The organism is Bacillus rhizoplanae, from assembly GCF_917563915.1.
Lineage (GTDB): Bacteria > Bacillota > Bacilli > Bacillales > Bacillaceae_G > Bacillus_A > Bacillus_A rhizoplanae.
Genome location: NZ_CAKJTI010000005.1, coordinates 102,455 through 116,466 on the forward strand (window position 1 = coordinate 102,455; position 14,012 = coordinate 116,466).

The 14,012-nt window shown below is 36.1% G+C and carries 9 protein-coding genes and 3 riboswitches; of the genes, 4 read left to right on the plus strand and 5 right to left on the minus strand.

The features are described 5' to 3' along the window. Positions 1 to 41: 41 nt before the first annotated feature. Positions 42 to 144, minus strand: a riboswitch (TPP riboswitch). Positions 145 to 275: 131 nt separating this feature from the next. Further along, positions 276 to 647 carry a cbb3-type cytochrome c oxidase subunit I gene (locus tag LRP84_RS07390; protein WP_230574490.1) on the plus strand — a complete coding sequence of 124 codons (372 nt, stop codon included), beginning with the start codon at positions 276 to 278 and terminating at the stop codon, positions 645 to 647. A 173-nt stretch (positions 648 to 820) separates the two neighbouring features. On the opposite strand, the gene LRP84_RS07395 is transcribed toward LRP84_RS07390, so the two are convergent. Continuing rightward, positions 821 to 1,771 (minus strand): nucleoside hydrolase, encoded by a 951-nt coding sequence (locus LRP84_RS07395; protein WP_230574491.1) that lies wholly within the window; start codon positions 1,769 to 1,771, stop codon positions 821 to 823. Positions 1,772 to 1,976: 205 nt separating this feature from the next. After that, a riboswitch (cyclic di-GMP riboswitch) is annotated at positions 1,977 to 2,063 on the minus strand. A 293-nt stretch (positions 2,064 to 2,356) separates the two neighbouring features. Between LRP84_RS07395 and LRP84_RS07400 the strand changes: the two genes are divergently transcribed. Beyond that, complete coding sequence (locus LRP84_RS07400; RefSeq protein ID WP_230574492.1) at positions 2,357 to 3,670, plus strand: anaerobic C4-dicarboxylate transporter family protein; 1,314 nt, start codon at positions 2,357 to 2,359, stop codon at positions 3,668 to 3,670. Positions 3,671 to 3,781: 111 nt separating this feature from the next. On the opposite strand, the gene ilvA is transcribed toward LRP84_RS07400, so the two are convergent. Continuing rightward, a complete protein-coding gene (ilvA, locus tag LRP84_RS07405; protein ID WP_230574493.1) occupies positions 3,782 to 4,990 on the minus strand; it encodes a threonine ammonia-lyase in 1,209 nt (402 codons plus the stop codon). A 718-nt stretch (positions 4,991 to 5,708) separates the two neighbouring features. Between ilvA and LRP84_RS07410 the strand changes: the two genes are divergently transcribed. Beyond that, a complete protein-coding gene (locus tag LRP84_RS07410; protein WP_230574494.1) occupies positions 5,709 to 6,470 on the plus strand; it encodes a glycosyltransferase in 762 nt (253 codons plus the stop codon). 361 nt (positions 6,471 to 6,831) lie between these two features. Here LRP84_RS07410 and thiE read toward each other — a convergent pair whose 3' ends face one another. Both thiE and thiM read right to left on the minus strand, forming a co-directional pair. Further along, on the minus strand, positions 6,832 to 7,485 hold the full coding sequence (gene thiE / locus LRP84_RS07415; RefSeq protein ID WP_230574495.1) for a thiamine phosphate synthase: 654 nt from the start codon (positions 7,483 to 7,485) through the stop codon (positions 6,832 to 6,834). 15 nt (positions 7,486 to 7,500) lie between these two features. Continuing rightward, entirely contained in the window at positions 7,501 to 8,310 is an 810-nt protein-coding gene (gene thiM, locus LRP84_RS07420) for a hydroxyethylthiazole kinase (RefSeq protein WP_230574496.1), read from the minus strand. Positions 8,311 to 8,383: 73 nt separating this feature from the next. Next, positions 8,384 to 8,493: riboswitch (TPP riboswitch) on the minus strand. A 198-nt stretch (positions 8,494 to 8,691) separates the two neighbouring features. Here thiM and LRP84_RS07425 point away from each other — a divergent pair. Continuing rightward, positions 8,692 to 10,884, plus strand: a complete 2,193-nt coding sequence (locus LRP84_RS07425; RefSeq protein WP_230574497.1) for a DNA topoisomerase III — start codon at positions 8,692 to 8,694, stop codon at positions 10,882 to 10,884. A gap of 370 nt (positions 10,885 to 11,254) precedes the next feature. Here LRP84_RS07425 and LRP84_RS07430 read toward each other — a convergent pair whose 3' ends face one another. After that, positions 11,255 to 13,894, minus strand: a complete 2,640-nt coding sequence (locus LRP84_RS07430) for a YhgE/Pip domain-containing protein (RefSeq protein WP_230574498.1) — start codon at positions 13,892 to 13,894, stop codon at positions 11,255 to 11,257. Between the last annotated feature and the right edge of the window lie 118 nt (positions 13,895 to 14,012).

Consider the following 14,012-nt stretch of genomic DNA (forward strand, 5'->3'; position numbering starts at 1 on the left):
GAAAGCCTTATATTCAAGTTATCATAGATTAACAATCTGCTACGATGCTTGATAAAACTCCCTACGCTGGCATTATCCAGGTCAGGTTAAGGGTCGATGTATTGTTACATCCTCTCAGCCACACGAGCTCCCCTGTTCCAATTCGTTTTCATTGTAGCACGGATTATTTTTGTGAACAAACAAAATTAAATTTTTTCTCCTAATGATACTGTCCTCAAATTAATCTTCATATATTCTATTGTACTCACAAATTGATATGGAAAGGTGGAATTTGCATGGGCATTCGCTTTATCAAGATTTCTTCTATTTATTTTGTCATCGGCGTCTGTATGGGGATGTATATGTCAATGTCTCTTAAATTTGCATTAAAAGGGGTACATGTTCACTTGCTGCTTCTTGGCTGGACTTCAATGATGGTAGCTGGCATTTTATATCATATCTTTCAAGAAGCTGGTCATTCTAAACTAGGAAAAATTCATTTTTGGCTACTTAATATTGGGCTGCCAGTTATGATGATTGCACTAGCTCTTGAGATTTATGGAAATCATGCAGCTATTCCGTTTGTTGCCGGCGGTAGTATTCTTGTTGTTCTCGCTATTATTATATTTTCTATTAATATTTTTACACATATAAAAGAAAATTCATAATGAAACTCTTTATAAAGTGAAACTTCCATAATAAAGCTTAGTCTAATACATTTTTTTAATCAAATCCCCATAGGGATAGTCACTCTATCTAGAAACCTAGAAAAGTCACTTCAGAAAATCTGAGTTGACTTTTCATTCACATAATCCGCATTATCTGAAGTTAATAAAGTATGTTACAATCTCTTCTGTAAGAACGTTTCCATAATATCCTTCTTGAATCTTTCATAATCAAACTGAAAAGCTACATTATGCGTTTTATAGCCTGGATTAGTCGCAAAACGAAAGTCTGCAATGCTTTGACCAAATCCTTCTCCTTGATCAGGAATTACTTTAATGGGTACTCTTGAAAGGCTAACAACCTCTTGATTCAGCAAATACCACACTGTTACAAAATCATGCATAGGACTTCCGCTTATACCGGGATTAGACTTGGAGTAGAAACTATAATAATAGTCTAACATAGGTTTGATGATGAGTCCTGCAAGGTCCTGTGTATTCCGATGAAATGCATCGATTTGCTGGACCATTTCGGGTGTAACAATCGCATGTTGAGTTACATTTAACGGAATAATTGTCAAGTTCTTCGCATGCTGCAGAATTAAGTTTGCTGCATAAGGGTCGGCGTAAAAGTTAGCTTCAGCTACAGCAGTCACATTACCTGGATAAAAAAAGGCTCCGCCCATGCAAATACATTCCCTTACGTTCCGCATTGTTTCTAAATTTAATACAAAAGTCGTAGCTAACGAAGAAAGTCTTCCCAAATTGATAATTGTAAGATCTTCTAAATGTGAATGTATAACTTGGTAAATATCATTTAAGGGATAAACTGGATAAGAAATTTCAGGGGGAATGATAGGTCCTAATCCGAATTTCCCATGTACCTCAGGGAAATACTGAACCAATATACCTGTCAACGGTACAGAAGCACCAAGGAATACAGGTATCTCTTCTCTTCCTGCAATGTACTTCAAATAGTTAATATTTCTGATAGCATTCTCTCTTGATACATTTCCATAATCGGCGACAATCCCTACAATTTGAATATCTTTACGAAAGAAGGTATACAAAATAGCAAACGCATCATCAATTCCCAAATCTGTAAACAGGAGAACTTTTTTTTGCATATATCTTCCTCCAAAATTTATAAAATCCTATTTTCACTAAGGATGTAGTGAGTAGGATAGGCTTGTACGTATATATTTTATGTATTCCTAAAAAGTAAATTCTATTCATATGTAGTTATCATAAAAACAATTATTGGTATAAAAATGTGACTTACATAGCCAATCATTATCGTAGTAGACAAAAAAGCTCACTTCTTATCTTTTTTCAAATAAGAAGCTAGCTTAGTCTATTTCGACCTTAGCCCCTATAGTTTTGCGACCTCATGTTTCCATAAGTTTGCCTTTCTCGATGAACGAGTTGAACGATATAGGAGTTTTATGAGAATTACACAATTCTCTGTCCACAGATTACAACATCAAAATCAAATCGTCTATTTATTCGCACATATAAATATAAATTTCGTAATGATTCTTTTGTAAAATAATTGTAACAAAATAGAGCGAATCATGTTTTTGATATGCTATATAATAAAAATGGCTATTTTCAGAGATTTATTTTATTATTCATTATTTAATTTTTAAATCATTAAACAAATTAAATTATTTGATAATAACGATTGATTATTATCTCGGAGGTACTATACTATGTTCTGGCTACAGTTTATCATCTTATTACTCTGCATTTTCATCGGTGCGCGCCTTGGAGGTGTTGGCCTTGGAGTAATGGGAGGTGTTGGTATGACAATCTTTGTCTTCTTCTTCCACTTACAACCAACCTCTCCGCCAATCGATGTTATGCTTATGATTTTAGCAGTTATTACAGCCGCTGGGGCACTACAGGCTGCTGGGGGGATGGACTATCTTGTTCATATTGCAGAAAAAGCTCTCCGCAAAAACCCGAAACGTATTACGTTCTTTGCCCCAATCGTCACTTATTTATTTACGTTTTGTGCAGGGACAGGCCACGTTGCCTATTCAGTTCTTCCTGTCATTGCTGAAGTATCGCGTGAATCAGGAATTCGACCAGAGCGTCCACTGTCAATTGCTGTTATTGCATCGCAGCAAGCGATTACAGCAAGTCCAATTTCAGCAGCAACCGTTGCACTTCTCGCTATGCTTGCTGACTATAAGATTACACTATTAGATATTTTAAAAATTAGTATTCCATCTACTTTTATCGCTTGTATGTTAGCTGCTTTCGTCGTAAGCAAAATGGGAAAAGAGCTAAACGAAGATGAAGAATACTTAAAACGATTACAAGAAGGCATGATTCCAAAACTAGAAGAAAAGAAAGAATTTATTGTCCCGAAAGGTGCAAAACTGTCTGTTATCCTCTTTTTATTTGCAACAGTTCTAGTTGTTCTTCTTGGATCTTTTGAAGCGTTGCGTCCTAGCTGGATGATAGACGGAAAACTTGTACGTCTTTCTATGCCAAACACCATTGAAATGGTTATGCTAACAATCGCTGCACTTATTATTATTTTTTGTAAACCAAATGTAGAAAGCATCGTGTCTGGTAACGTCTTTAAAGCAGGAGCAACAGCAGTTGTTGCGATTTTCGGCATCGCATGGATGGGGGATACGTTCTTTAATGGTAACTTACAAATGATTCAAGGTTCTATTCAAGGTCTCGTAACGAGTGCACCGTGGTTATTCGCAATTGCACTATTCGTGCTATCAATCTTGTTATATAGCCAAGCTGCAACGGTACGTGCGTTAATACCACTTGGATTAACACTTGGCATTTCACCAGCACTATTAATTGCGATGTTCCCAGCTGTAAACGGATATTTCTTTATTCCAAACTACGGAACAATCGTTGCGGCAATTAACTTTGACCGTACAGGTACAACGCGTATCGGTAAATATGTGTTAAATCATAGCTTTATGATCCCGGGTCTTGTTGCAACAATTACATCAATCGGAATTGGAATGCTTCTCGTTTCACTGATGTTTTAATTAAGAAAGAGCTAGCCTTTACAAGGGCTAGCTCTTTTTAATCAAACGTTTGTTTAAATATTTATTCCGCTATTCGTGGGCAGTAAGCCCCCCACTGATGGAAGTTTCACTTTATTCAATGATATCAATGCTATATCCTTTCTTCCGCATTCCCATTAGCACTTGCTCAATATGCTCATTGTCTTTCGTCTCAAGAGAAAGGTGCAGCTGCGCATAACCTGGAAATACTTTCGTTCCAATCCTCTCTAAATGAATATGAAGAACATTTGCTTCAAAATCTGTTACAATCTGTAATACTTGCTGTAATTGCCCTGGCTTATCTTTAATCATCGTTGAAATATGGACAAATCGGCCTGCTTCAACCATCCCATGTTCAATAATACGAGAAATAAAATTAACATCAACATTACCACCACTTAATACAGGGACAATCTTTTTCCCTTGCTCAGGCATTTTTCCATATAACAGCGCAGCTAATGAAGTAGCACCCGATCCTTCTACAAGTAATTTATTACGTTCTAATAACATAAGCATTGTCCGAGCAATCTCCATTTCATCCACACAGAAAATATCATCTACATAACGCTGCACAAGCTGAAAAGTGAGATCCCCTGGTTTTTTCACCGCAATTCCATCGGCCATCGTTGGTGTTGATTGTACCGTCACCCTTTGTTTTTCCTGCAAGGATTGCTTCATACTAGGACACGCTAGCGCCTGTACACCATATATTTTCACCGATGGCTTTTGTTCTTTAATTGCCATCGCAACGCCCGCAATTAAACCACCACCGCCAATAGGACAAATGACCGCATCAACATCATCAAGCTGATGCAATATTTCTAACCCAACTGTTCCTTGTCCAGCAATAACATCCTCGTCATCAAATGGATGGACAAATGTCGCTCCAGTTCGTTCTTTTAAATCAAGTGCATAAGCTAACGCTTCATCAAAAACATTTCCTTGCAATTCTATATTAGCTCCGTAACGCTTTGTCGCAAGCACCTTACTAAGCGGGGCTCCTTTTGGCATAACAATCGTACAAGGAATGCCGAGCATATTACTAGAATAAGCAACACCTTGCGCATGATTACCAGCCGATGCTGCCACAACTCCTTTTTGTAATTCCTCTTTACTAAGTGAAGTCATCTTATTATAAGAACCACGCACCTTAAAGGAACCTGTCTTTTGCAAATTCTCGAGCTTTAAATATATTTCATTATGAGCTAGTTCACTAAATGTACTAGAATAATCTAATGGTGTCGTATGTACAATGCCTTTCATTTTTTCATGAGCAGCTATAATATTTTGTAACGTAATCATGTTGTCGCCTCCGAAGCAGTATATTCATACACTTTAGTTTCAAACGGCACAATTTGTTTTATACAAAAAAAAGAATATTGCTTTAAAATAGAGTTTGATCCAAAACACCTCACAAACCCGTATTTTACGGTAAATGAGAAGAATCCATTTTGAAAAAAAGATTGATTAAAATGGATTCTTCTTTAGCATATTTAAGTTTCGGTTTTATAAAAAAGTTTGATCATTTTTCACCTTAGATCTTCCACAATAGCGCCCGATTGCTGAAAATCATCTCTAGTTAAATTAGTATTTAATTGAGCCTCTTGGGGAAGCCCCGTTAGTCCAACCAGATTGTTTATAAACGGGGACATTTACGTAATTGATTTCCATCGGAATCTACAACTGTCATCATGCGAAGCCCTTCAAGATCCTCATTTGGAGGCTCAGTCATACAGATATCTTTTTTTACTCTTTAATTCGTTGTACCAGTTTTGACCTGCGAAATGTTAGTTAAAAATATGTACAAAAATATTAAATTTCAATAGTTCATACAATTAATTAAGGTGATAATATTCCTAATAAGGGTGGTGTTTGTTATAGGCTTAAATTTCATGTGGTAAATTTTAGAAAGTGAATTTTATAGATAAATTTTAATTTAATTACCACATCATTCACTCTTGGTTGTTTCAAGTTACAGTTAAAGAAATATAAATTGTTTCATTTAAAGGGGAGCTATTTCATGATCGAAAAGGAGAACTCTTCAGAAGATAAAAATAAAGAGAATATAAAAATTTCAATTATAATACCCGCCCATAATGAAGAAAGGTACATTGGAAAATGCTTAGAATCTATTTTAAAAGCCTCAAAATTAACTAAAAATCAAGTTGAAATCATTGTTGTGTTAAATCGATGTACAGACAGGACGGAAGAAATTGCAAAATCGTACAAATGTATCACAATAAAGAATAACGACAAAAACCTTTCTAAGATTAGGAACGCAGGTGTTGAAATAGCTAGAGGTGAAATCATCCTTACAATTGATGCAGATACACAGATGAACGAACATGTGTTGTCTAAGGCAGAGGAGAACTTAACCACTGGAAAGTACATTGGCGGGGGAGTTACAGGAAAATTTGAAAGAATGTCTTTAGGTATTTTTGTTTCAACCTTATTATTAATTGGGCCACTATTATTTAAATATGGAGCAATTTCCGTGGGAATCTTTTGGTGCTACAAAAAGGATTTTAAATCGATTAAGGGATTTAATGAAAATATGCTTATGGCAGAAGATGCAGACTTCGCTAAACGGTTAAAAGCGTGGGGAAAAAAGAAGGGAAAAAAATACGGGACGATTCAAAATGGGATGATAACTTCAAGCAGAAAGTTTGATAAACATGGAGACTGGGTTTTACTTAAACGTCCGAAAATGATATTAGCTTATCTTAAAGGAACAGACCAGAAATATGCGGATGAAGCATATTATGAAAATCAAGATAGATAAAAATAGAAGTACCATTAGTTTGTTCGTGAGTTAAACTAAAGCTAGGTTTCAAGATTAGAAATAAAAAATAAAGGTAAACAGATTGTGAAAAAATGTACTTAAATAAACAGTAGCGCTAATCGAAGAAGGATTAACGCTTTTTTTGTTGAAGTTACTAAACTATCGGGTAGCTTACCTTCAATAAGATCTTCCATAATCTGGCCCGATTGTTGAACAAGAAAAACCCTGCATTTCAAGCAGGATTTTTGATCAAACTTTTTTACAAACAGTACATCTTTTTTATAAACGGTACGACTTTATTCCAAACCGACAAAGAACCATTTCTTCATGTTAGAAATGATTCTTTTCATATATGAACTGATTATTTTTTTACTAACTCAGCTAATCTCTTCGTACTATTATAAGGAGAATCCGCTAAACTAATCGCTGAAATAACAGAAACTCCATCCGCACCTGCTTCAATGACAGAAGCAGCATTTTCAATTGAAATTCCACCAATACCGACAATCGGAATTTCAATACCACTTTCGCGGAAGAAACATAATCCTTCCGTTCCTTGTACTGCTTTTGCATCTTTTTTTGTATTTGTTGGAAAAATCGGCCCTACACCCAAATAATCTGCACCATTTTCAATCGCAAAACGTGCTTCTTCTATCGTATGAGCGGATACACCGATAATTTTATCTCCCATTTTTTCACGTACTGTCCGAATCCCTTCATCATCTTGCCCAACATGAACACCATCTGCATCTAATTCTAGTGCTAATTCCACATCATCATTTACGATAAATGGAACATCATACTCTTTACACAAAGACTGAAGCTGTTTTGCAAATGCATATCGTTCTTCTCCCGTTAATGCTCCTTCACCTTTTTCACGATATTGAAAGATTGTAATTCCACCATCAAGTGCTTCTTTCATGACTTGTAATGGATCTTTGCGGCAATTGCTGCTCCCCATAATAAAATATACTTGTAATAATTCGGACATATACTGTTTATCGATGCGCGCCATTTCTCTCACCCTTTCTTAACGAACTTCTTCGACATTCCCATATTGTTCAACGTCTTTTGCAGTAACATTTGCTAACTGATTAAGAAATTCAATTTGGAAACTTCCTGGTCCTTGATCAGCCGTTTTGTTTGCCGCAATTTCTGCCGCTACACCATAAAGCGTTACCGCTGCGACTGCCGCTTTTACATAGTCCCTTTCGACTGCTGCAAATGCTCCGATAACAGATGTTAATAAACAGCCTGTTCCTGTTACTTTTGTTAAAATAGGATGACCGTTACGAAGAATGAATGTTCTTTCTCCATCTGTTATAACGTCTTCTTTTCCAGTGATAACAGCAACAGTATCTAACTGCTCTGCTGTTTGTTTCGCAATGGAAACAACATCACCGTTTCCTTCCCCTGCATCAACACCTTTAATCTCCCACTTCTCATCAATAACATTTGCAATTTCCGCCGCATTGCCGCGAATGATTGCTAGTTTTACTTCACTTGGGATATGTCTTGCTACTTCTGTTCGGTACGAAGTTGCGCCAGCACCAACAGGATCAAACAAAACCGGGACGTTGTGCGCATTTGCTGATTTCCCAGCAATGCCCATCGCTTCTACTTCTTCCGGACGAAGTGTTCCCATATTTAAAACAAGCGCTCCAGCAATACTTGCCATTTCAGCTACTTCTTCTTTCGCATATGCCATCACAGGCGATGCACCTAATGCAAGTAAACCATTAGCTGTAAAATTTGTCACAACAACATTTGTAATATTATGAACGAGTGGATTTCTTTCTCGTACTGTTTCAATTACTTGTGCAATTTCTTTGATTTTCATATTTGTCCATCTCCTTTTTTATAATGGGAGATATAGCTAAAAAAGACACTTTGCGCATGCAAAGTGTCTTCATAATGTGCTTTTACACTCTCCCTACGCTGGCATTATCCAACAGGTTCAAATGGTCAACGACAGATTAGCCGTACTCTCAGTTTGCATCCGCAAACTCCCATGTGTTTTATTATTCATCTAATTCAGAGTCTACCCTTATTCTATCAAAATCACAAGTTACATTTTTTTATGAAAGTTCTTCTCCTCTTAACTCATCAAAGATGTAAAGTATTTCATTACTAACAATAGATTCGAATCTTCCGAATAACTGAATCCAAAAAGGATGTATGCTATATTTAACTTACGGAAATTCGAAAGGATGTTTTAAATATGGCAAAAAGTGTTGTAATTGCTGAAAAACCTTCTGTTGCACGTGATATTGCACGTGTATTGAAGTGTGATAAAAAAGGAAATGGTTATATTGAAGGAAATAAGTATATCGTTACTTGGGCTTTAGGGCATCTCGTTACATTAGCAGATCCAGAAAGTTATGATGTGAAATATAAAAAATGGAATCTAGAAGATCTTCCAATGCTGCCTGAACGCTTAAAATTAACAGTGATCAAGCAGACTGGCAAACAATTTAATGCGGTTAAAAGCCAACTGACTAGAAATGATGTAAATGAAATTATCGTGGCTACAGATGCAGGAAGAGAAGGAGAGTTAGTCGCTCGTTGGATTATTGATAAAGTTAAAATTAATAAACCTATTAAACGTCTATGGATTTCATCTGTTACCGATAAAGCAATCAAAGACGGCTTTGCAAATTTGAAGCCTGGTAAAGCATATGACAATTTATACGCTTCAGCTGTCGCACGTTCTGAAGCCGACTGGTATATCGGTCTTAACGCAACACGCGCATTAACTACACGATTTAATGCGCAACTAAATTGCGGTCGTGTACAAACACCTACTGTGGCGATCATTGCAGGTCGTGAAGACGAAATTAAAAACTTCAAAGCGCAAACATACTACGGTATCGAAGCCCAAACAACAGACAAGTTAAAACTGACTTGGCAAGATGCGAAAGGCAATAGCCGTAGCTTCGATAAAGAAAAAATCGATACGATTGTGAAAAAACTAGGCAAACAAAATGCCATTGTCGTGGAAATTGAGAAAAAACCTAAAAAGTCGTTTTCTCCTGGTCTTTATGATTTAACAGAACTACAACGTGATGCGAATAAAATCTTTGGCTATTCCGCAAAAGAAACGTTAAATATTATGCAGAAACTATATGAGCAGCACAAGGTATTAACGTACCCTCGTACAGATTCACGCTATATCTCATCCGACATCGTAGGGACACTTCCAGAACGTTTGAAAGCGTGTGGAGTAGGCGAGTATCGTTCTTTAGCTAATAAGGTCTTAAATAAACCAATAAAAGCTTCTAAATCGTTTGTTGATGATAGTAAAGTAAGTGATCACCATGCAATCATTCCAACAGAAAGCTATGTCAACTTCTCAGCCTTCACAGATAAAGAACGCAAAATTTATGATTTAGTTGTAAAACGTTTCTTAGCAGTTTTATTCCCAGCTTTTGAATATGAACAACTAACGTTACGCGCAAAAATTGGTGATGAAAACTTCGTCGCACGCGGCAAAACAATTCTTAATTCTGGTTGGAAGGAAGTATACGAACATCGCTTTGAAGATGACGAGACAGTAGATGATTTAAAAGAACAAATCTTACCTCGCATCGAAAAAGGTGATACGTTAAACGTGAAACTAATTGCCCAAACATCAGGTCAAACAAAGCCACCTGCACGCTTTAATGAGGCAACATTGCTTTCGGCAATGGAAAATCCTACAAAGTACATGGGTACGCAAAATAAACAACTTGCAGACACATTAAAATCAACTGGTGGGCTAGGTACTGTTGCTACACGTGCTGATATTATTGACAAGCTATTCAATTCGTTCTTAATCGAAAAGCGCGGCAAAGATATTCACATTACATCAAAAGGCCGTCAGTTACTTGATTTAGTACCAGAAGAATTAAAATCCCCTGCACTAACTGCTGAATGGGAGCAAAAACTTGAGGCAATTGCGAAGGGTAAATTGAAAAAAGATGTATTCATTTCAGAAATGAAAAACTACACAAAAGAAATTGTTTCCGAAATTAAATCGAGCGATAAAAAATATAAGCACGATAACATTTCCACAAAAACTTGCCCAGACTGCGGTAAACCAATGTTAGAAGTAAACGGCAAAAAAGGTAAAATGCTTGTGTGCCAAGATCGTGAATGCGGTCATCGTAAAAATGTATCCCGCACTACAAATGCACGCTGCCCTCAGTGTAAGAAAAAACTAGAACTTCGAGGTGAAGGAGAAGGTCAAATCTTCGCATGTAAATGCGGCTATCGCGAGAAGCTTTCTTCATTCCAAGAACGTCGTAAGAAAGAATCTCGTGGCAAAGTAGATAAACGTTATGTGCAAAATTATATGAAACAACAACAAAAACAGGAAGAACCTTTAAATAATGCGTTCGCAGAAGCATTTAAAGGATTGAAATTTGATAAATAACACACCTAAAGGAGTTGACTTAAAAGGGATGTAGATGCCTTTTAAGTCAACTCCTTCTCACATGTCCACTAATATATCGACCGTTCTTTGTAATATATCGGCGCTTTTCACAATTTATCGACCGTTCTTTAGGATATATCGGCGCTTTTCACAATTTATCGACCGTTCTTTAGGATATATCGGCGCTTTTCACAATTTATCGACCGTTCTTTAGAATATATCGGCGCTTTTCACAATTTATCGACCGTTCTTTAGAATATATCGGCGCTTCGACACAAGATAAAGACCCTTCGACGATGTTCGACATACTGCATTTATATCTTTCCATAAACAAAAGGTTCCTGCCATAATTGGCAGAAACCTTTTTCTATTAGTGAATTAACTTACTTCCTTTTGCGTTTTCTACAAACTTGCTGCTCGACTTATTAATTGGCTTTTTCAAGAGCAGTGCAATAATAAGCATAACAACGACCCATATACACAATGCGAGAAGATCTTTCCATACAATATCCCACAGCATACCGCCAACTGTCTCACGAATCAAACTAATCGCATACGTAAACGGTAAAAATGGATAAATAGCTTGGAAGAATTTTGGCGTCATCTGAATTGGGAATGTTCCACCTGAACCGGCAACTTGAAGTACGAGCAAAATAACCGCCATTGACTTTCCGACGTTTCCAAATACAGAAACGAGCGAGTAAACAATACAGACGAATACCCCACTAATCAACATACTAAATAGAACAAACCAGAATTTATCTACTACATAAGTACCTAGTAAAAACATATCGCCCATTGCTACGATAAACGCCTGTGCAAGGCCAACCGTTAAGAACGTTAAAAAACGCCCAAAGTAAATTTGATAACTTCTATACTCTTCATTTTCCTCATGTACTTCTACTGTTAATAATGAAACCATTAGTAATGCTCCTACCCATAACGCTAACACTGTATAGAACGGCGACATCGCTGAACCGTAGTTCGGTATTGGGTATAATTTATTCTCTTTTAAATTTACTGGGTTTGCGAAATAATCACTTTGCTTTTCTACATCATGCTTTAACAAACGAATGATGTCATTTATATCTTCTTGTGATTTAAATTCGCGAATTTTATTAGCAATGTCTGTAATTTTCTTCTGTGCATCAGGAAGTTCAGCTTTTATCTTTTCAACTTCATCTTTGCCAAGAGTTAAACCTTTCGATGCATCTTCTAATACTTTTTTCACATCAGGAAGACTTTTATTTGCTTCACTTAAGATTTTTGATGTATCTTTTGACATTTGTTTCGTACGTTCAATAGCATCGTTGAAACTTGGAACAATTTCGGAATCATACTTTCCTAAAATGTCACCTAATGCCGTTGAAGCACTTTTAGATGCAGCATTTATACCATCAACTACATCCTTTGCAGGTTTCTGACCTTTATTCATTGCATCTAATGCTAAATTTGCCCCGTTGATTCCTTTTTGGAAATCGCCTTTTACTTTGTTCAATTGATTAATTGTATTTGGTATATTTGTTGTTTTATTTAAATCTCCAGCAATTTTATCTACATCATTTAATACAGGAATAATCCCATCTATCAATTGGATCCCAGCTGTTAAACTTGCTTTTAAAGAATTCAATCCGTTTTTCGCTGGGTCTAAATTTACGCCCGGTTGTTTTAATTGATCCAAATCAGGCCATGCTCCTAAAATACTGTCGATAATAGCAATTCCATCTTTAGCCGCTTGATCTAGTGCATTAATCGCATCTTGCGCCGGCTGTTGCCCTTGATCTATAGCCTTAATTATATTATCAATCTTCTTACTTGTATTATCTAATACCGTTTTTAAATCTTTCAATCGGGCAATATTATCATCGAAGATTGTTGTGTTAAATGTTTCATTAAGAGTTTGTAATAATGAAATGATTGTATCCACTTGTTGACTTCTAAAATCAATTTGATTTTTAATGATTTGAAGATCTTGTTTTGTCTTTTCAGGATCATTGACATTATTTTGTTTTAGAGCCTCTGCCAGTTGTTGTGTAGATACTAATACTTGTCGAGTAGATGCTAAAAAGCTTTTTACAGTTTTTGATGATTCGGTTAATGTTTGTTCGTTAATATTTGCTAAATCTAAATTCCCTGCTGGATTTTTCAAGAACTCTGTAATTTGTACTGCACCATCTGCAGACTGTTTTAGAAATGTTAGATTGTTTTTTATTGCTTCTGGTGCAGCTTCTAACGTTTTCGTATTCTGTGCAAAAAATGCATCTAAATCCTTCGTCATTTCTTGTCCATCTCGAATGACATTCTCAACCGTCGGCAATGTGGCTTGTGCTGTTTTCACAAGTTTTTGTGCTGTATCAGCATCCGTTAATGCTGTATCAACCAAATTGTTAATCTCCGGAAACTGCGCTTCTAATTTAAAAACAAGTTCTGTTACTTTTTCAATACTTGGCAAATTCGTTTCTAAATCAATCCCAAGTTCATTAAAAATTTTAAAAATCTCACCGTTTGCTGTTTTTACGAAGTTTTTACCTATTTCCTGTACAACACCTGATGCACCTGATGACGTAATCTTTGGTGCAATAGCATTTACTTTTTCATTCACATAATATTGAAGCTCTGGTTTTTGCGGATCATCACTTAATACCGTTGCAATTTTTTCGGAGAAATCTTTTGGGATGGTAATACTTGCGTAATAATCACCATGCTTTACACCATCTATGGCCTGCTTCTCATCAACAAACTTCCAACCAAGGTTTTTGTCCTTTTTTAAAGAATCAACAACCTCTTTCCCTATATTAATATCTTTCCCGCGTAAAGTTGTACCAGTGTCTTCATTAGATACTGCAATAGGAACATCTTTCGTATTTCCATAAGGATCCCACGAGGCTTGAATATTAAACCACGCATATAGCGATGGTAAAATTGTAAGCCCCAATATTATAACAATTGCAGCCCAATGCTTTGCCACATTCCGTATATCTGTCGTATAAATACGCCATATTTGTTTCATATTTTTAATCACCTAATCATATATTTTTTCTTTTTCCCAAATTCATACATACATTTTGCCATTATATCACTGTTTACAAAGAATTTTAAATTAAAATTCTATACTTTTCTAATAAACT